Raw genomic sequence first — 18,753 nt, forward strand, 5'->3', positions numbered from 1 at the left:
TTACTTTTACTGGCGATTAGTCTTCCGACGATCACAGAAGAGAAACGATCATTTTCTCTTCTGTGATCTAGTGAATGCGTTAGGGAAGTCCCATAGGACTTCCCGTAGAGCTACAAAAGTTTCACTTTTAGTAGCGATAAGTGTTCCGACGATTTAAAGGATAAAACGATTATTTTTATCCTCTAAATCTAGTGAATAGTTTAAGGAAGGCCCTATCGGGCTTCCCGTAGAACGTCTTGAAGCACAGCTTCTTAGACGTTCTTAACTATTCCACTGTCTCTTAATTTCATGGTAAGCGTCCCATGGGTTTTCTGCTTGGATGATTGGGCGTCCAACGACAATATAGTCAGAGCCAATTTTATGAGCTTCTTGTGGGGTCATGACCCGTTTTTGGTCGCCGATTTCAGCTCCAGCAGGACGAATCCCTGGTGTTACACAGACAAAGTCTGATGAAGTGGCATCCTTGATCAAGGCTACTTCATGGGCTGAACAGACAACGCCATCCAAGCCAGCTTCTTGGGCCTTGCGAGCATAATTGACTACTGATTCTTGGACCGTTGTTTGGATGTTTTGGCAATCACGCATGTCTTCTTCACTTGTAGAAGTCAACTGGGTCACGGCTACCAATTTAGCTCCTTCACCAAGAGCTGCCTTGGCTTCGCGCATCATCTCTACACCACCGGCTGCGTGGACCGTCACCATATCTACTCCGAAAGTTCCCAGTACGGACATGGCTGATTTGACTGTATTTGGGATATCATGCAATTTTAAATCAAGGAAAATACTGTGTCCAAGCCCTTTGAGGTAATGTACAATTTCAGGACCAACTGCATAGAAAAATTCCATTCCGATTTTTACAAATAATTTTTCGTCTTCTGGAAAATGCTCTAAAAAGTGTTTGACATCCTCGAAAGCTGGGAAGTCAAGGGCGATAATAGGACGTTCTTCACGCATGGATTACTCCTTTTTTGATTGATCATTTTGTCTACAAAAAAACCTTGCCCGAGGCAAGGTTACACGAAAATTAGGTAGGAACAACTACCATGATTCACCGTCTAGACCTTAGGAGCCTCTCTGGACTGCTTTAAAGGTTTTTATTTATTGTAGTACGATATTTGGGAAAAGTCAAGGATTTACAGTAGATTTTCCCGTACATGTTTACGGAAGTTCTCAAGGGTGTCAATACCATAGCGATCCATGACCTGTGGCAGATCTTCGATGATGGTTGGACAAGCATAAGGATCGGTGAAATTAGCGGTTCCAACACCAATCGCAGAAGCCCCTGCAATCATCATTTCAATGGCTGCTTCGGCTGAATCCACACCTCCCATTCCGATAATCGGAAGTTTAGTGGATTGGGCAACCTGACGGATGAGTTTCAAAGCAACTGGGAAAACGGCTGGTCCCGACATACCTCCGGTTCCATTGGCAATGATGGGCTTACCAGTCTTGAGGTCAAAGCGCATGCCGACCAAGGTATTGATCATGGTTAAGCCAGTCGCTCCTGCATCCTCTACTGCTTTTGCGACCTGCGTGATGTCTGCTACACTAGGCGTTAACTTGACATAAACAGGGACTGAGGACGCTTCTACCGCTGCTTTCACAGCCTCATAGGCTAACTCAGGAACTTGCCCGATTAAGAGACCATTATTCCCATGGTCTACATTTGGACAAGAGATATTGAGTTCAATGGCCATGACATTTGGGGCTTGCGAGATCTTGCCAGATACCGTCGCATACTCTTCGTTGGAGAAGCCGGCTACATTGGCAATAATTGGAAGCTCTGGATAATGTTGGGCCAACCAAGGGAGTTTCTCTGCTAGGACCACATCTACCCCTGGATTTTGGAGCCCAATGGCATTGAGCATGCCTGCAGGCGTCTCGGCGACACGTGGCGTCGGATTTCCGAAGCGAGCCTCCGCAGTTGTCGCCTTGATCATGATAGATCCAAGCAGGTCTAAGTCATAGTATTTAGCATATTCCTGACCGAAACCAAAACAGCCAGATGCCGGAATAATAGGGTTTTTCAAGTCTAAACCGGGTAAGGATACGGCTAGTCGATTTGCTGTCATAAGGTCCTCCTACATCACAATCGTACCGGTTTCAAAAACCGGTCCGTCTTCACACACGCGCTTATTGGCTGCTTGGCTTTCATTTTCCAGATGCACTACACAGGCATAGCAAGCCCCCATCCCACAAGCCATACGGGATTCCATGGAAATGTAGGCGCGGGGATGGTCATGGAATTTGGTATTGACATATTTGAGCATGCCAGGTGCTCCACAAGAATAGATAGCGTCAAACTTCTGGTCCATCTGATCAATGACCGTAGAAACATAGCCCTTAGTGCCATAAGTCCCATCGTCTGTCGTTACAGTGACATGTGCAACCTGAGAAAGCTCTTCTTCCAAAATGACGGCTTCTTTGGTCGCAAAGCCGATAACCACTTCAACTTCCACGCCTTGCTCATGGAGTTGTTTGGCCACTTGGACCAAAGGAGGAACACCGATCCCACCTCCAATAATCAAGGCTTTCTGACCTTGGCCCAGATCGGTGAGATCAAAGCCATTTCCCTGAGGCCCCATGACACTGAGTTTGCTACCGATTGGCAATTGGGAAAAGATAGTTGTGCCCCCACCTTCGATGCGGTAGATCAAGCGACAAGTCTGTGTCTTACGGTCAATCTCAGAAATTGAAATCGGACGGCGAAGGAGCTTGGACCCATCAGGGACGCGGATATGAAGGAATTGACCTGGCAGCATCTGCTCCACCATTTCCCCCTTTAAGATCATAGAATAGATGCGGGGAGCGATCTCTTCTTGAGCGACTAGCTCCATCTCCTCCATCATGATTTTTCCAAAGCGTTTTTTACAACTGTCACTGACCATTGGTTTCCTCTTCTTTCTTCCAGCAAAAAAGACCTCGCAAAAGCAAGGTCCCACAAATGATCAGCTAGACTCCGTCCGCTGATCTTTTTTCTGTCTTTCCTTGCAGGCCTCTCTGGACCTCTTAAAGGTTAAATTTGTCTCATTATATCGCGCTTCTTCTCGCTTGTCAAGTAGAAATCGGTGACTTAGGAAACTTTCTTGGGATCAAAATCTTCTGGAATCGGCTTGATGTATTGCATAGCGATTCGGTTTTCTGGCTTGCGATCGACCAAGTAGAGAACCAACAAGAAGATCCATTCCAGGGGCTTCATCAGATAGTAAATGACATCCATAGCCCATTTCTTCTTGATATGTTTGGCAAAGGGATAGCCATAGCGGTCGTAATTGCGACGCAAGAAGCGATGGAATCGTGGCGTCTTTTCTTCTAGCACCTGCTCAAAGGCATTGGCAATACAGAGCTGACGATTGACAACGACTGGATGACCGTGGCGCACGCCCATCCGCTGGGGCTTGACAACATTTTCATGGCCACCAGCCGCAACCGTACAGAGATAGTGCTCATCAATGATGAGATTCTGAGGAGGGATCTTTTGTGAGAAGGCCCAGTCTGCTGTATTGGTCCAGGCCTTGATCATGGAATCAGGTTGCTGCCCAAAGAGCATGAGAACGAAAACAACAAGAGCAAGAGTTGGAAGAGCGACAAGGACCGCTAGCCAAGGCCAGTTCCGTGACTTGTTTAAGAGCTGGTGCAACCATTGAAGTAGACGATTCTTATAGCTTATCTCTGTTCGATCTTCCTGCCACTCCTTGATACGAACCCATAAGAGATGGATGGAATAGATCAGTAAGAAAAAGGTGTGAAAACTTGCTACCTGCAGTTGATTATCAAAAACTAAGAGGAGAACCACTCCTCCTAGAATGCCACTGATGCAGAAGACGTTCGCTAGCGGCGAGAGTGAATTCGCATCCCGATAGGAATAGATGATCAAGGCTAGTAAGGAGAGAGCAGCAAAGGTGAAGAAGGTTGGATAGGCACCTGACCAGATCAGAGCATGTTTCTGAGAATTGATCAAAGGCTCATTCCATTCGTAAAAGGTCATATCCTTGACGATGTAAATGAAAATCGCTTCGAGAAAGCAACCAAAGAGTCCAAACCAAAGAACAATGGTAGGCTGTTGCTTTTTCTTTTTGACAGGCTTAGGACTAGGTGATTCTTGCCTTTCTTTCATAAGGAATGCGTCATCTTCTCTTGTCCCTTCTCCTTCCTTTGGAATTCTATCTTCAAACAAATCAGGATCTTCGAGAGCTTCTTCCTCAGATTCTTTGAACTGGAGGCTAGACCACCGACCAATCCCATAAATGATGACAAAAATATTGGGGACAAAGAGGGCCAGAGTCAAACCGTAAGGAAAGATCTCCATGGTGAAGGCAATGACCTCCCAAACACTAAATTGAATGAATGGATCCTTTATTGCGTAGAGCGACTGACTAATAACCAAATAGATGTAAAAGGCCAATAGAATCAGAGCATTGGTCACAAAATTGATCTGCAACAGACCAGCTGTGAAATGGGTTTCCAATTCCTTATCCTTTTTCTTATACCAGGAAACGAGTTTTTTCATAAGATCTCCTCAATCAATTTTTTACCATTCTATCAATCAGATCTTACCTTCAGCAAGGCAAAACTGTATTTTTCCATCAAAATCAGTCCCCAGATGTAGATTTTGTTTCCAATCTTCTATTTTTTAACTATTTGATCTAGCCTAATTTCTATTACCTACCTCAGCCTGCGTTATTCTCTGATACAGTCCTTGAAAGACCACATTTTACGGGAAAAACGCGCTCTTTTATGTTAAAATAAAAGCATGAGAATACAACAATTACAATACATTATCAAAATCGTCGAAACCGGCTCTATGAATGAGGCCGCAAAACAACTCTTCATCACGCAACCTAGCCTTTCCAATGCCGTCAAGGACTTGGAAAATGAGATGGGAATTGAAATCTTTATCCGGAATCCTAAAGGGATCACTTTGACCCGCGATGGGATGGAGTTCCTCTCTTATGCCCGCCAGGTGGTGGAGCAAATCGACCTCTTATCCGAGCGCTATAAAAATCCCGTGGGTTCTCGTGAGCTTTTCAGTGTCTCTTCACAGCACTACGCCTTCGTGGTTGAGGCCTTCGTTTCTCTCCTCAAGAAAAGCGACATGGAAAAATACGAGCTCTTCCTACGGGAGACGCGAACTTGGGAGATCATCGATGACGTCAAGAATTTCCGAAGCGAAGTTGGCGTACTCTTTTTGAATAGCTACAACCGAGATGTCCTCTCTAAGATGCTGGATGATAATCACCTGATTGCCACCCACCTCTTTACAGCGCAACCTCATATCTTTGTCAGCAAGACCAATCCTCTTGCCAAGAAGGAGATCGTCCACTTGTCAGATCTGGAAGATTTCCCATACCTTAGCTATGACCAAGGAACCCACAACTCCTTCTACTTCTCAGAAGAGATTCTCTCTCAAGAGCATCATAAGAAATCCATCGTTGTCAGTGACCGGGCGACCCTCTTTAATCTCTTGATTGGTCTGGATGGCTACACCATTGCGACTGGGATCCTCAACAGCAATCTCAACGGAAATAACATCGTCTCCATTCCCCTTGATATCGAAGACCCGATCGAGCTGGTCTACATCAAACATGAAAAAACAGCCCTCTCAAAAATGGGAGAAAAATTCATCGAGTACTTGCTTGAGGAAGTGAAGTTTGAAAAATAAAAAATATCTGAGTGTTCATCTTCACTCAGATATTTTTTATGGTCATCTCTATATTTAGAAATCAATATGGGTCAACAACTTGTATTCACAAAATCATTCCAACATCCATAATTTCTGAAATTAGTTAACATTTTTACTAAGTATTTCAGTTGTGTATTCATTTTTATCTGTGTATGTTTTCGATTGTGATAAAACTCTAAAACCTTTAATGTTCTTGCTTCGGTCTTTCATGATATATGTATCTGTTATAGTAGTTTTAAATGAATTTCCTGTCATACGAATTCCAACCGGTTGATTAGTAAATCGATCAGAATAAAATAAATAAACAGAAAATTTTTCTTGACCAATATTTAAACTATTTCCACCATGATCAAACCGTGTATCCCAATAATTGTGTGATTTTGACTGATCATAAGCATCAAAAAACCTTTGATTCCTTTCTGCTGTATTCATAACAGATTGCCGAAAGAATACTGGGCGGAAAAAAGTAAATTCTGGTTCCGTACCATATTGGTAGTAAGTTTGTAGTTTTCCACTCTTTGGATTTCTAACTTGAAATCTAATCTCATATGGATATTCTGGTATTTGAACCAAAGTATCCCCTTGGTAGAGCATTAAAACTAAATCAGTTCTATAAATATACCTGTGTTCTACCTTTTTTAGATTTGGAAAACGGTTAGATAGTTTCGTAAGAAGTTCATTATCTAAAATTCTCTCGCTAAATGCAGGACCAATTGATCCTACATCAAAAGAATGTCCGCTTTACTTTTATCAGTAAAGGTCACATGTAATATTCTGTGACTACCATATTCATCTATGTCTGTTCGGATAGATTCTTTCCATTGTCCATTAGATGGTTTCATTTCTATGTCATCATGAATAAATTCGAAATTGATGTCTTTGATAATCTTTTTCTGTGGCTTAATTTTACTGGTTTTGTAATTGTACACATCATAATAAATCGCTCCTGGCTCAAATAACTCAGGTTTTAAATAATAACGTAGGGCAATATAACCGATGAATACACCAAATAAAGCCAGGTAGATATGTTTCTTCTTAATTTCCAACTTCTTCACCTCCTAAAGATGGACTCTAGTAACAAGATTGAAACCTCTTGTTTCTTACTTACGAAATATTTTTTTCTTGCTCTTTCACTATCATCATAATAATTTCTCAGTTCGTTGAGGACTTCTTTTTCATACTCCTCTTTATTGTTTTCTGTATAGATCTTTTGTGTAGTCCGTACTTTCATCCGATCATTTTGATCACGCTTTATCAGTTGTGTACGGGTAACTGTTAATTTAAATTTCGATCCTGTAGGATTTATATTAATGGGAAGGTTAGATAAAGAATCTGAATAATACCAAGTATCGTAATAAAATTTATATTGATAGGTATTTGACAATTCTTTAGAAATGGTATCGGCTCCCCTGTCCCAGTAACCCTTCCAACTGTTATGGTAATCATCATAAAAAGATTGCATGTCTGCTTGATTCACATCTTTTTTAGTTTTTAAAAACACAGGTGTATTGGTTTTCTCCGGCAAATTTCCATATTCATAATAAGTTTGTAACTTTCCATTTTTTGGATTCTTTAGGTCAAAACGCGTAACAGCTTCTATTTCTGGAACTTGATAGAGAGTATCCCCTACATACATCATTCCAGCTAAAAAGGCAATTTTGAAACCACTATTTTTCTCTGTGATCACATTTGGAAATCTTCGGAGCATTTCTTGTTCTAATTTTTTATCATATAGTAATTTACGACTGAAGGTTGGACCCATTCGAATCGTCTTTTCTAGGGGAATTCTAATTTTTGAACCATCTTCTAACGTGGCATGTAAAATGACATCCCCACCATTAAAAAGGCCAAGATCAGACCGAGTTTCTTCCGACCAAGTTAACCCTTGAGGAACCACTGATTTTTCATAATAAATAAATTCAAGATTGATCTCTTTTACTTTTGCTTTTTTGGGCTCGATCTTCTCTGCTTTGTAGTTATAAACTCTGGTATATTGATAGTCCTTATCAAATAAACCAGGATCAACATAATTTTTCAAATATTGATAAAGTCCAAAGAAGAATAATCCTAAAGCTACTAAAACAAGTGGCAATTTCTTTTTTAACTTCTTCATGCACGCCTCCTAGGAAAATTTAATACATTATAATATAAGGAAGAAACCCGAACAATCTAACCTATTGTCCTAATATAAATATAATCCATAAAAATGTTGAAGTGTTTCACTCTAGAATTGAAATAAACTAAACTCCAGCTTGTATTATTCTACTATGATTTTTGGTTTTTTTCTGTCAAGAATTTCATACGTGTATTCAGTTTGATCAGTGTAAGTTTTCGATTTTGAAGTAACTTTTTCACCCTCGCTATCCTGATCTTCATTTGGTAAAATATAGGTATCTGTAATCGTTGTTTTAAATGTATGTCCCGTAGGGCTAATTCCAACCGGCTGATTGCTTAATCGATCGGAATAAAATAAACGATAGTAACGATACCCTTGCGAAATTGATAAATTAGCATGTCTAAATTCGAAATCTCTATCCCAATAATTTTTTTTACTAGATTGGTTATAAGCATTAAAAAATTCTGGTTTTTCATTATATAAGTGTGCTTTGTTTTGTAAAAAGAATACTGGTCGAAAATAATTAAATTTAGGTTCTGAACCATATTGATAGTAAGTTTGGAGCTTACCATTATTTGGATTTTTCACCTGGAATTGAATCACTGTTTGTTTCTCTGGAATTCGAAATAAGGTATCTCCCTGATAGAGCATTAGAACAGATTCTAAAGAATGATATTGAACAACATCAATGGGTTCTACTAACGGGAAACGAGACGATAATTTTTTATATAATTCATCATCCAAATTTTTCCAACTAAATGACGGACCAATTGAATCTGTTTTTAAGGGAATATCCGCCTTACTGTTATCAGTAAAAGTCACATGTAATATTGGGTCATTACGATATCTATCAATATCTGTTCGTATGGTCTCTTTCCATTTTCCATCTGTAGGCCTTTGCTCATTTTTATCATGGATAATTTCGATGTTAATATCTTTGATAATCTTTTTCTGTGGTTTTATTTTACTAACTTTGTATTGATAGACCTTATGATAAGTATACTCTGAATCAAACCAATCTGGCTTAATATAATACCGAAGACCGATGTAGCCAATAAACAGACTCACTAAAGCAAGAAATACAAATTTTCTCTTCATCCTCAACTTCTTCATGCACGCCTCCTTGACAAAATCTATTTCATTATATCATAATCAAATACATTCATATAGCGCTAGTCAAAAGGTAGACATAAAAACACCTGAAACAAGTGGATTTCCACTTCCCTCAGGTGTTCTTTTATTGTCTTAATTGTGAAAATACTTGGCCAATTTTTCCTTCGATAACTAGGTCTGCTTGCTTATCTTGTGGGATACTGGTTTTATTGATGACAACCAGCTTCTTCCCTCGGAAATACTGAATCAAACTGGCTGCTGGGTAGACCACAAGAGAGGTACCACCAATAATCAGCAAATCAGCCTCTTGGATGGCTTGGGCAGCTTGACTAAAGACGTCCATATCGAGAGGTTCCTCATAAAGAGTTACATCAGGCTTGACCACCTTGCCACAGTCCAGACAGTGTGGAACCGGGCCTTCCAAAGCTAAAAAAGCTTCCAAATCATAAAAACGCTGGCAACCCGTACAGTAATTGCGATCAGCACTACCATGGAGCTTCAAAACGTTTTTAGAACCAGCCATTTCATGGAGACTGTCAATATTTTGCGTCACCACTGCCATGAGCTTACCAGTCTCTTCCAGCCAAGCCAGATACCGATGGGCAGCATTGGGCTTGGCATCAGGGTAGAGCAAGTACTTCTTGTAAAAGTCGAAAAAGTCCTCAGGATAGCGCTCAAACATGGTATGGGAGACCAATTGCTCAGCTGTCAAATGCCGCCCCACCTGAACACTATAGACACCGTCTGAACTTCGAAAATCTGGAATATTTGACTCCGTGGAAACTCCTGCCCCTCCGAAAAACACGATCCGTTGACTCTGATCAATCATCTCCTGTAGTTGAGCAATCTTATCCATCTACTTCTCCTTTAGTAGCTCTTCCATGACAGCATTGGCCTGATCAAAATAAAAGTTAACTTGATCATAATGGATGCCTGTGTAGCTTGCAAGGTCAATCAAATTCTTCATAAAATCCTGAGAAGAGAAACCCGTCGTCCGATGAAGCTCTTCCTCATCAAAGGGCTTGATCAAGTGGGCCAGGGGGTTGCGAACTGATTTTTCTAACTCCCGCAATTGTTGGGCCGCAACTTTGACGCTATCTGGCAAGTCCAACTGCACAATCAACTCCGTCAAACTGGACGAATTGACCACACTTTCGCTGTGGAATTGCTGCAGGATAGGGTTGGCGGACGCATGAAGGCTCTCAAACTTCCAACGGTCATAACTCGATTCTTTGGAGTTATGAATATAATTGGTAATATCAGGAATTTTCAACTGAATCAATCGCATAAAGGTCCGATAGATAGCTGGGCTAACGGCACGAACAAAGTCAATAATCTGCTCATTTCGCAATTTCGCTTCGAGATCATAGAGGTAGTTGGCCAACTGTTCATCTTCTGGATCTTCATGCCAAAAAAGCTGAAAACCAGTCGCCTCTAGCAACTCGGTTCTCAACTTTTGATTCATGACGGGTTGGATATTGAGCTCTCGACGCTCCGCCATTAACTGCAGTAAGCTCACCAACAAATCCGGTACTTCTTCCTGCTGTTTGATAGAGCGCAGAGCCCGGCTGTAGTGATAATTTTGGAGATCGTAGAGCCATTCATCATGAAGGAATTTTGCCATTAGTCTGCAATCAAGGTCTCAAGACCAACTTTCATCATGTCAGTGAAAGTATTTTGACGTTCTTCAGCAGTTGTGTCCTCATCTGGATTGACCAAACTGTCTGAAATAGTCATGATAGCAAGGGCATCCACATGGTGTTGAGCAGCAAGATAGTAAAGGGCTGCTGCTTCCATTTCTACAGCTTTCACACCCCATTTACCAAGCTCGATGTTCTTTTCACCATAATTTGAATAGAAGACATCTGATGACAAGACATTGCCGACGTGAGTCGTCATGCCAAGGTCTTTGGCAATGTGGTAAGCCTTATCTAGCAAATCAAAGCTAGCGATTTGAGGGAAATCGTATTGAGGCCAGTCGTTGCGGATGATGTTTGAGTTGGTTGCAGCAGCTTGTGCCAAGACCAATTCACGAACATGGACATCCTCATTCAAAGAACCAGCCGTTCCCACACGGATCAATTTCTTCACGCCGTAGTCGACAATCAACTCACGCGCATAGATAGAGATGGATGGCATCCCCATCCCAGTACCCATGACAGAAACACGATGACCTTTATAAGTACCTGTGTAACCAAACATGTTACGAACTTCGTTGAAACAAACAGCGTCTTCAAGGAAATTCTCAGCAATAAATTTCGCACGAAGAGGATCCCCAGGAAGAAGAATTTTATCAGCAATTTCACCCTGCTTAGCAGCAATATGGATAGACATAATTTATGATACAAAGAGCGACCAGAAAGCGACTGAAAATTAGGAATCTGACGAGAAATCCTGATTTCTCAGTCAGATTATCTATTTTCCGAGCTTTCCGCTCGTGTTCAAATCAGAACACATGCTCTACCTTTCTTTTTTATTTTTTAGAATAGGCGTTAAAGAGGCAAAATAAAAATAGGAAATCCGACAAAGATGCCTCGCATCTAGGAGGATTTATCTTTTTTACACAGCCTCTAGCCCGGGTTCAATTCAAACCCGAACTGCCCTTCCTTTCATTTTTTGTTTAGAAAAGCTTTCCGCTCGGGTTCAAATTAGAACACATGCTCTACCTTTCTATAAGATACCAAGCCCATAATAAGCAAAGTGAAAATAGGGGATTGTCGCGGCAAGTAATGGACTTGCAAGTCAATCAATCTTTTTCACACAGCTTTTAGGGCGGGTTCAATTTAATATTGTTTTGAAAGTCAAGGCTTGCCCGGGTTCAATTTCAAACCCGAACTACCCTTCCTTTCTTTTTTATTTTGTTAATGAATCCAAAAATGCGTAGAGTTTAGCATTCATTTCTCGATAATCGTAAGCACGAATGGCTTCAGGTTTTTGAACAAAGGTCAGTTTTTGACTTTGTTCTACCAAAAGATCTTCACCGTCAGCAGCAATCAAGAGATCGACTGCTTCTGGATCAAATTCCAGGTGGGCTTGGAAGGCATAGTGTTTAGGACTGAAGCGAATAATCTGACGTGGACAACCTTGACTGGTCGCAAGAACGATAGCATCCTCTGTCAATCCTGGCATATCACCATGCCAATGACCAGTTTCAAGAGTTGCTCCAAACTCACCGACATGCGGATCTGTGAGTCCTTCAGGCGTTAAGGTCACAGGAAAAACACCAATCTCACGTTCTGGACTGTGCTCATAGTTCGCGCCATAAGCAACAGACAGGAGCTGAGCACCAAGACAGACCCCAACAATATAACGATCTGCCTTCATGGCCTTTTGAATCAGGTCGATCTCTGCCTGAGGATCGTAGTATGGAAAAGCTTTTCGATCTTCGTCTGGCGATTGAGGTCCTCCCATGACGATCAAAAAGTCAATCTCATCCACTGACTCTGGTAAGGTTTCATTCTCATAGACTTTAGTCGTGGTCACTTGATGGCCACGCTCCTGTGCCCATTTTAGATAAGCGCCCGGCACTTCAAAGGTTTCATGCAGTACAAAATGTACCTTCATCATTTCTTCTCCCATCTCTTTCGAATCACGTATGACAGACCAGCCGCAAGTACCAGCGGAATAGTCAAATTCCAAGTTTGGCCTGTAAATCCAAGGCTCAGGGCAATGGCTGTCAGAGGAGCTTGTAGGGTCGTCCCTAAAAAGACTGTAGCTCCAAGTAACATCCCTATAGCTGGATCCAGATGAATCCCAAGGACTGTCAAAAGCAAGGTCACTAGATAGCCAGATCCAATCCCTAAGGCAAATGATGGTGTCAAGGTCCCTCCATAGGCACCATTGCGCAAGAGGAGGTAAACCATAAGCCCCTTCACTGCAAGAGTCAGTGGAAGATAAGGAATCGACTGGCTAGACAAGAGGGCTTGCGCTAGTACCTGGCCATTTCCCATAAAGATAGGGAAAAAGGCTACTAGGCTCCCCAGCATTAGAAAGGCTAGAGGAAGAGCCCAAAGAATCGTCCCATCCTTGCGCCGTTTGTGACTAGCCCGCTTGGCGAGGAAAGCAAAGACCAGAGCCATGGGAGTGACCAAGAAAGCAATCACAATAGCCTGTAAGAAGCTGCTAGCCGACCATGAAACTGCGGACAGGTGATAAATGGCCTCCTGACCAACAATAGGCTGAGCGACCCAGGTGGCCAGATAAGTACTGGTCAAAACCAGTAGAAGGTTCTGCCAACTGTAGGCAAGTCCTAAGGTCTCAAAGACGAACAAGCTACTGGCAAAGGGAACCTGATAAACCGAAGCCAAACCAGCTCCAGCCCCACAGGCAATCAAGACTTTTCGCTCTTTAAGAGCGAGTGAGAATCCCTTCGCCAAGCAACCAGCTAGAAGAGCCCCGACCTCACGTGGGGCTCCTTCTTTTCCGACCGATGCACCTGCTCCGACAATCGCCACCTGCATCCCTGCATGAAGGAGGTGGGCTAAGGGCGCTGGATCCCGGTCTCCAGCTAGGTCAATTTGCTGGCGAATAGACAGGATCTTATAACGTTTTTGCAGGACATACCAGAAGCCAGCTGCGAAGCACCCAGTCACACACAAGACCAGAAATCTACGGAGAACTCCAGCTTCTTGAAATTGCTGGAGCAAATCTGACGTAGCTTGGCCAAAGGCCAGCCCTTGCACCCCTTCTAGTAGATAATGGCAGGCAATTCCGACCAGACCTGTTCCTATTCCCAAGGATAAAGTAGCTAGAAGTAACCTCAGTCCGTAGGGCAGACTTTGGAGTCGTACTTTCATTGGATTAGAGTTCAGCAAGAATCGCTTTCAGCAATCCTTTGAAGTCGCCTTTGACGCGCTCTGTCACTTCTACCACTTCTTCGTGGTTGAGCTCTTCTTGGAAACCAGCCGCAAAGTTGGTAATACATGAAATACCAAGAACCTTCAAACCAGAGTGTGCTGCAATGATGACTTCCGGAACGGTTGACATTCCGACAGCATCTGCGCCAAGTGTCTTAAACGCACGGATTTCAGCTGGAGTTTCGTAGGTAGGACCAGTCACACCGATATAAACCCCATCATCCAATTTGATACCCAATTTGTCAGCTACTTTATGAGCTGTCTCACGGTATTCAGGTGTGTAAGCTTTAGACATATCTGGGAAACGTGGACCAAAGTCATCCAAGTTTTCACCGATCAATGGGTTTTGACCAGTCATATTGATGTGGTCTGTGATAGCCATCAAAGTACCTGGTCCATATCCGATACCACCAGCAGCGTTGGTAACAAGAACCCCTTCACATCCCAAAACTTTCATGACACGAACTGGGAAAGTTACCACTTCAAGTGGGTTTCCTTCGTAGAAGTGGAAACGTCCTTGAAGGGCCAAAACCTTACGTCCAGCAAGCTCACCGTAGACCAATTTACCAGCATGGCCGACAACCGTTGAACGACCCCAGTTTGGAATTTCAGAGTAGTCTACTACGACTGGATTTTCGATTTCTTCAGCCAATTCTCCAAGACCTGATCCAAGGATCAAGCCAAACTCAGGTGCTTCCATTCCTTTGCCTTTCAAAAAAGCAGCTGTTTCATTGATTTTTGCTAATAATGTCATTGCATATCTCCTTTATGATTTCCTTAAAAATTGGCCAATTTTGTCAAATGTATTGGCATTGCGAATGGTCAACAGGCGGTAATCCGGCATCTTGAGGACTTGTCTGTGGTAAGCGGTCTTTGTGTAGGTCTCTTCTGAGTATTTGCCCCAGTAAATCCCTAGATTCCCACGATGGATGATTTCATCACCGAGCGAAAAAGAGGAGACCAGCTCCCAGATAGCATCCTGATTGAGGCCTTCTGTGTAAAAGAGAACATCCTTGCGGGCCAGATCCTCCTGCCACCAGGCTGGTAAAGCAGCGAGATCTTGCGCATAGTCCTCAGCTGAAAAGAGAGAAAAAGACTGGATAAAGGGATAGTGATCACAAAAGAAATGTCCCAGCAAATCCACCAATTCTTCTTTAGAACCAGCAGATTCAAAGAAGATATTGCCACTATTGATGTAGGTCTCTACCCCATCCAGCTCGATCGTTTGGAGCTCCTCTCGAAGCTCTGCCATCACGACCTTGTTTTTCCCGCCAACATTGATCCCTCTTACGAGGAGAGCGAAGCGTGTCATCTTAGTTCAATTTGTCTAAGAAGCTTTCACCGATCATGGCTTTTTCAACACCAAAGTTCTCTGCAATTGTCGCAGAGATATCAGAGAAATGTCCAACTGGAATCACACCATTGCCCTTGAAGGATGGGCTATAAGCCAAGAATGGAATGTATTCACGCGTATGGTCTGTACCAGCGTAAGTTGGGTCATTTCCGTGGTCTGCCGTGATCATCAAGAGGTCATCTTCACGCATCGCAGCGATGATTTCTGGCAAGCGTTCGTCAAACTCATGCAAGCAATCGCGGTAACCATGAGCATTGCGACGGTGACCATAAAGAGCATCAAAGTCTACCAAGTTGGTAAATGAGAACCCTTCTTGGAACTCAGGAAGTCCCATCGTCTTAATCAAGGTATCTATACCGTGGCTATTTGATTTGTTGTGGCCCATATCGTGGTTGATACCAGCACCATTGAAAATATCGTTGATCTTACCAACTGCATAGGTATCGATCCCAGCTTCGTTCAACTTGTCCAAAACAGTTGGCGCAAATGGTGAAACAGCCAAGTCACGACGGTTGGCTGTCCGTGTGAAGTTGCCTGGTTCCCCAACATAAGGACGCGCAATGATCCGACCAAGAAGAGCTGGACGTTCCAAAGTGATGGAACGAGCGTATTCACAGATACGGTAGAGTTCATCCAAAGGAATGATGTCTTCGTGAGCAGCGATTTGAAGGACAGGATCTGCTGATGTATAAATGATCAATTCACCAGTTTCCATTTGACGTGGTCCAAAGTCATCGATGACCGCTGTACCAGAATAAGGTTTGTTAGCTTCACGGATGACCTTACGTCCTGAGAATTCTTCAATCTTTGTAATAATTTCTTCAGGGAAACCATTCCAGAAGGTATCAAAAGGTTCTGTAATGTTGAGCCCCATGATTTCCCAGTGACCAGTCATGGTGTCTTTCCCAAGAGAGACTTCTTGCAATTTTGTCGCATACCCAGTTGGGTTGCTTTCAGCTGGCACAGTCTTCAATGGCACTTCACGAGGAATATTTCCAAGACCGATTTTCGCCATGTTTGGTACATTCAAGCCGACGGTTTTAGAGATGTGTCCCAAAGTATCAGATGCTCCATCTGGAACTCCTGCATTGACAAAGTTATTGGCATCTGGTGCAGCACCGATCCCAACTGAATCCAGCACAACTAAGTGCATGCGTTTAAATTTTGACATATACTGCCTCTTTCCTTTATTAAACTAGCTATATTATACCATATCCCTATAAGAAGAGAGCCGTTGTTTGATCCGAGGCTGGGACAAAAGTCCTAGCCTCTCAATTATTTTTGGATTGTCGAGCAAGACGCAGTGGTTGAGTGGGCTCTACTACGCTGATTTCATCAGCTTTTACAGCCCTACTCAACTGTGCGGAGGTGGGACAACGAAATCGAATTCTAACGAATAACCGATTTCTGTCCCACTCTCTATTTTTCAATGATGACAGGGCCATCTGGTGTCCCTACAATCACTTTTGAAATCATATTCAAGAACAAACCATGCTCTACAACGCCTACGGTGTGATCTAGTTCATTAGCCAAAGCTTCCGTATCCTTAATCACCTTGAGATCCAAGTCAATGATAAAGTTGCCTTGGTCAGTGACAAAGCGTTGATCTTCCGCAAGACGGAAGGCAGGATGGTAGCCTTTTTGCTCAAAATGACGGAAGAGATTTTCAGCCCCGTATTGCACTACTTCCACTGGAAGTTTGAAAGCCCCAAGGGTTGCGACTTGTTTGGATTCATCCACAATCCAAATGCAGTCTTTTGAATTGGTTGCGACGATCTTTTCCATGAGGAGAGCCCCACCGCCACCTTTGATCCCGTTTAATTGAGGATCCACTTCATCTGCGCCATCTACTGTCACATCGACCACTTCGACATCGTCGATGGCCTTGAGCGGGATGCCTAAACTTTCAGCCTGATCATAGGTCACACTCGACGTTGTGACAGCTGTGATCTGCAAGCCTTCTTCTTTGATGCGACGACCCAATTCAGCCACAAAATAATAAGCAGTTGACCCTGTACCGAGACCGACAATCATGCCGTCTTTGACAAACTCAGCCGCCTTAATTCCTACCTGTTCTTTTAGGTTTACCATCATAGACCTCCTTTTATATTCTCTTACAGTATAGCATATTCTGTAAGAGATTTCACTAATTAATTGAAAACCTTTCCAACTTTTAGTTCTAAAAGCAAAACCTTGCCCGTCTGCTTACTTTACGATAGAATAGAGATGAATCTACAGGAAAAGAGAATTGACATGATTACTAAAGAATTTGATACCATCGCTGCCATCTCGACTCCTCTCGGTGAGGGGGCGATCGGGATTGTCCGCTTGAGCGGGACAGACAGCTTTGCCATTGCGCAAAAGATCTTCAAAGGGAAAGATTTAAGCAAGGTGGCTAGTCACACGCTCAACTACGGTCATATCGTGGATCCAGATAAGGACGAGATTCTCGACGAAGTCATGGTGGGGGCTATGCGCTCGCCGAAGACCTTCACCCGCGAGGACATTATCGAGATCAATACCCACGGCGGGATTGCAGTGACCAATGAAATCCTGCAATTGGTGATCCGTGAAGGCGCTCGTCTGGCAGAACCTGGGGAATTTACCAAGCGGGCCTTTCTGAACGGTCGGGTCGATTTAACCCAAGCTGAAGCTGTCATGGACATTATCCGCGCCAAGACCGACAAGGCTATGAATATTGCAGTCAAACAGTTGGACGGTTCCTTGTCTGACCTCATCAACAACACGCGCCAAGAGATCCTCAATACTCTGGCCCAGGTCGAAGTCAATATCGACTATCCTGAGTACGATGATGTCGAAGAAGCAACCACTGAGATCATCCGTGAAAAGACCAGTGAGTTTGAAGCTCTTTTGACCAACCTCCTCAAGACTGCCCGTCGTGGCAAGATCTTGCGTGAAGGGATCTCTACTGCTATCATCGGTCGTCCAAACGTCGGCAAGTCCAGCCTCCTCAATAATCTCCTTCGCGAAGAAAAAGCTATCGTGACCGATATCGAAGGAACCACACGTGACGTTATCGAGGAATACGTCAACATCAACGGCGTTCCCCTCAAACTAGTCGATACGGCTGGTATCCGGGAAACCGAAGACATCGTTGAGCAAATCGGTGTCGAACGGTCGAAAAAAGCCCTCAAGGAAGCTGATTTGGTTCTTCTGGTTCTCAATGCTAGTGAACCCCTGACCGATCAAGATCGCCAACTCCTTGAAATCTCTCAAGACAGCAACCGCATCATTCTCCTCAACAAGGTTGACCTCCCAGAGAAGATCGAAATCGACCAACTGCCGGAAGATCATATCAAGATTTCCGTTCTGAAAAATCAAAACATCGATCAAATCGAAGACCGGATCAACGCCCTCTTCTTCGAAAATGCTGGGCTGGTTGAGCAAGATGCGACGTATCTTTCTAATGCCCGTCACATCTCCCTCATCGAGAAAGCTGTTGAAAGTTTGCAAGCGGTCAACGAAGGCTTGGCTCTCGGTATGCCGGTCGACCTGCTCCAAGTCGACCTCACCCGCACCTGGGAAATCCTCGGAGAAATCACAGGGGATGCTGCTCCAGATGAGCTCATTACCCAACTCTTCAGCCAGTTCTGTCTTGGTAAATAACAAA

Annotated in this window: 18 protein-coding genes and 1 pseudogene; 2 read left to right on the forward strand and 17 right to left on the reverse strand. The window is 43.2% G+C overall.

Going from position 1 to position 18,753, the window contains the following annotated elements; genetic code table 11:
• Window positions 1-261: 261 nt before the first annotated feature.
• The 4 genes from pyrF to PCY11_RS01075 all read right to left on the reverse strand — a co-directional run bounded on the left by pyrF (window position 262) and on the right by PCY11_RS01075 (window position 4,510).
• A complete protein-coding gene (pyrF, locus tag PCY11_RS01060; protein WP_003011715.1) occupies window positions 262-954 on the reverse strand; it encodes an orotidine-5'-phosphate decarboxylase in 693 nt (230 codons plus the stop codon).
• Between the two features lie 179 nt (window positions 955-1,133).
• Window positions 1,134-2,072 carry a dihydroorotate dehydrogenase gene (locus tag PCY11_RS01065; RefSeq protein WP_301362334.1) on the reverse strand — a complete coding sequence of 313 codons (939 nt, stop codon included), beginning with the start codon at window positions 2,070-2,072 and terminating at the stop codon, window positions 1,134-1,136.
• 9 nt (window positions 2,073-2,081) lie between these two features.
• Complete coding sequence (locus tag PCY11_RS01070) at window positions 2,082-2,888, reverse strand: dihydroorotate dehydrogenase electron transfer subunit (RefSeq protein ID WP_070845484.1); 807 nt, start codon at window positions 2,886-2,888, stop codon at window positions 2,082-2,084.
• 185 nt (window positions 2,889-3,073) lie between these two features.
• A complete protein-coding gene (locus PCY11_RS01075) occupies window positions 3,074-4,510 on the reverse strand; it encodes a DUF6688 family protein (protein WP_070845485.1) in 1,437 nt (478 codons plus the stop codon).
• A gap of 243 nt (window positions 4,511-4,753) precedes the next feature.
• Here PCY11_RS01075 and PCY11_RS01080 point away from each other — a divergent pair, with 243 nt between their 5' ends.
• Window positions 4,754-5,662, forward strand: a complete 909-nt coding sequence (locus PCY11_RS01080) for a LysR family transcriptional regulator (protein WP_049485765.1) — start codon at window positions 4,754-4,756, stop codon at window positions 5,660-5,662.
• A 120-nt stretch (window positions 5,663-5,782) separates the two neighbouring features.
• Here the strand turns inward: PCY11_RS01080 and PCY11_RS01085 are convergent, their stop codons facing one another.
• The 13 genes and pseudogenes from PCY11_RS01085 to rpiA form a co-directional block, all read right to left on the reverse strand.
• Window positions 5,783-6,256: a hypothetical protein gene (locus PCY11_RS01085; RefSeq protein WP_049485766.1), complete on the reverse strand. Its 474-nt coding sequence runs from the start codon at window positions 6,254-6,256 to the stop codon at window positions 5,783-5,785.
• Window positions 6,257-6,402: 146 nt separating this feature from the next.
• A complete protein-coding gene (locus PCY11_RS01090; protein ID WP_049485767.1) occupies window positions 6,403-6,729 on the reverse strand; it encodes a hypothetical protein in 327 nt (108 codons plus the stop codon).
• Window positions 6,730-6,734: 5 nt separating this feature from the next.
• On the reverse strand, window positions 6,735-7,796 hold the full coding sequence (locus PCY11_RS01095; RefSeq protein ID WP_070845486.1) for a hypothetical protein: 1,062 nt from the start codon (window positions 7,794-7,796) through the stop codon (window positions 6,735-6,737).
• Window positions 7,797-7,940: 144 nt separating this feature from the next.
• Complete coding sequence (locus PCY11_RS01100) at window positions 7,941-8,912, reverse strand: hypothetical protein (RefSeq protein WP_070845487.1); 972 nt, start codon at window positions 8,910-8,912, stop codon at window positions 7,941-7,943.
• A gap of 124 nt (window positions 8,913-9,036) precedes the next feature.
• Window positions 9,037-9,768: an NAD-dependent protein deacylase gene (locus PCY11_RS01105; RefSeq protein ID WP_070505624.1), complete on the reverse strand. Its 732-nt coding sequence runs from the start codon at window positions 9,766-9,768 to the stop codon at window positions 9,037-9,039.
• The gene (locus PCY11_RS01110) at window positions 9,769-10,536 is read right to left on the reverse strand and encodes a hypothetical protein (RefSeq protein ID WP_070845488.1); all 768 of its coding nucleotides are present in this window, start codon (window positions 10,534-10,536) and stop codon (window positions 9,769-9,771) included.
• On the reverse strand, window positions 10,536-11,246 hold the full coding sequence (gene deoD / locus PCY11_RS01115) for a purine-nucleoside phosphorylase (RefSeq protein WP_003007097.1): 711 nt from the start codon (window positions 11,244-11,246) through the stop codon (window positions 10,536-10,538). The genes PCY11_RS01110 and deoD overlap by 1 nt, the downstream gene beginning before the upstream one ends.
• Window positions 11,247-11,765: 519 nt before the next feature.
• Window positions 11,766-12,479, reverse strand: coding sequence for a type 1 glutamine amidotransferase (locus tag PCY11_RS01120; RefSeq protein WP_070845508.1), 714 nt, complete (start codon window positions 12,477-12,479; stop codon window positions 11,766-11,768).
• On the reverse strand, window positions 12,476-13,708 hold the full coding sequence (locus tag PCY11_RS01125; protein WP_176745624.1) for a chloride channel protein: 1,233 nt from the start codon (window positions 13,706-13,708) through the stop codon (window positions 12,476-12,478). The genes PCY11_RS01120 and PCY11_RS01125 overlap by 4 nt, the downstream gene beginning before the upstream one ends.
• 4 nt (window positions 13,709-13,712) lie before the next feature.
• On the reverse strand, window positions 13,713-14,522 hold the full coding sequence (locus PCY11_RS01130) for a purine-nucleoside phosphorylase (protein ID WP_070674259.1): 810 nt from the start codon (window positions 14,520-14,522) through the stop codon (window positions 13,713-13,715).
• Window positions 14,523-14,534: 12 nt separating this feature from the next.
• Window positions 14,535-15,080 (reverse strand): DUF1697 domain-containing protein, encoded by a 546-nt coding sequence (locus PCY11_RS01135; RefSeq protein ID WP_070674256.1) that lies wholly within the window; start codon window positions 15,078-15,080, stop codon window positions 14,535-14,537.
• Between the two features lies 1 nt (window position 15,081).
• The gene (locus PCY11_RS01140; RefSeq protein ID WP_070674253.1) at window positions 15,082-16,293 is read right to left on the reverse strand and encodes a phosphopentomutase; all 1,212 of its coding nucleotides are present in this window, start codon (window positions 16,291-16,293) and stop codon (window positions 15,082-15,084) included.
• 251 nt (window positions 16,294-16,544) lie between these two features.
• A pseudogene (gene rpiA, locus PCY11_RS01145) lies at window positions 16,545-17,213 on the reverse strand (ribose-5-phosphate isomerase RpiA); the annotation flags it as partial.
• A 162-nt stretch (window positions 17,214-17,375) separates the two neighbouring features.
• On the opposite strand from rpiA, the gene mnmE reads away from it, so the two are divergent.
• Window positions 17,376-18,749 (forward strand): tRNA uridine-5-carboxymethylaminomethyl(34) synthesis GTPase MnmE, encoded by a 1,374-nt coding sequence (gene mnmE / locus PCY11_RS01150; RefSeq protein WP_037607860.1) that lies wholly within the window; start codon window positions 17,376-17,378, stop codon window positions 18,747-18,749.
• The last annotated feature ends 4 nt before the right edge of the window (window positions 18,750-18,753 follow it).

The sequence above is a fragment of the Streptococcus sp. SP8 genome (assembly GCF_030440045.1).
GTDB lineage: Bacteria > Bacillota > Bacilli > Lactobacillales > Streptococcaceae > Streptococcus > Streptococcus parasanguinis_I.

Bases quoted from the DNA above. Each gene is read 5' to 3' on its own strand.
- PCY11_RS01100 (WP_070845487.1), bottom strand. From the start codon at position 8,912: ATGAAGAAGTTGAGGATGAAGAGAAAATTTGTATTTCTTGCTTTAGTG.
- PCY11_RS01125 (WP_176745624.1), bottom strand. From the start codon at position 13,708: ATGAAAGTACGACTCCAAAGTCTGCCCTACGGACTGAGGTTACTTCTA.
- mnmE (WP_037607860.1), top strand. From the start codon at position 17,376: ATGATTACTAAAGAATTTGATACCATCGCTGCCATCTCGACTCCTCTC.
- PCY11_RS01065 (WP_301362334.1), bottom strand. From the start codon at position 2,072: ATGACAGCAAATCGACTAGCCGTATCCTTACCCGGTTTAGACTTGAAA.
- PCY11_RS01095 (WP_070845486.1), bottom strand. From the start codon at position 7,796: ATGAAGAAGTTAAAAAAGAAATTGCCACTTGTTTTAGTAGCTTTAGGA.
- PCY11_RS01075 (WP_070845485.1), bottom strand. From the start codon at position 4,510: ATGAAAAAACTCGTTTCCTGGTATAAGAAAAAGGATAAGGAATTGGAA.
- pyrF (WP_003011715.1), bottom strand. From the start codon at position 954: ATGCGTGAAGAACGTCCTATTATCGCCCTTGACTTCCCAGCTTTCGAG.
- PCY11_RS01070 (WP_070845484.1), bottom strand. From the start codon at position 2,888: ATGGTCAGTGACAGTTGTAAAAAACGCTTTGGAAAAATCATGATGGAG.
- PCY11_RS01135 (WP_070674256.1), bottom strand. From the start codon at position 15,080: ATGACACGCTTCGCTCTCCTCGTAAGAGGGATCAATGTTGGCGGGAAA.
- PCY11_RS01105 (WP_070505624.1), bottom strand. From the start codon at position 9,768: ATGGATAAGATTGCTCAACTACAGGAGATGATTGATCAGAGTCAACGG.
- PCY11_RS01120 (WP_070845508.1), bottom strand. From the start codon at position 12,479: ATGATGAAGGTACATTTTGTACTGCATGAAACCTTTGAAGTGCCGGGC.
- PCY11_RS01140 (WP_070674253.1), bottom strand. From the start codon at position 16,293: ATGTCAAAATTTAAACGCATGCACTTAGTTGTGCTGGATTCAGTTGGG.
- PCY11_RS01110 (WP_070845488.1), bottom strand. From the start codon at position 10,536: ATGGCAAAATTCCTTCATGATGAATGGCTCTACGATCTCCAAAATTAT.
- deoD (WP_003007097.1), bottom strand. From the start codon at position 11,246: ATGTCTATCCATATTGCTGCTAAGCAGGGTGAAATTGCTGATAAAATT.
- PCY11_RS01130 (WP_070674259.1), bottom strand. From the start codon at position 14,522: ATGACATTATTAGCAAAAATCAATGAAACAGCTGCTTTTTTGAAAGGC.
- PCY11_RS01080 (WP_049485765.1), top strand. From the start codon at position 4,754: ATGAGAATACAACAATTACAATACATTATCAAAATCGTCGAAACCGGC.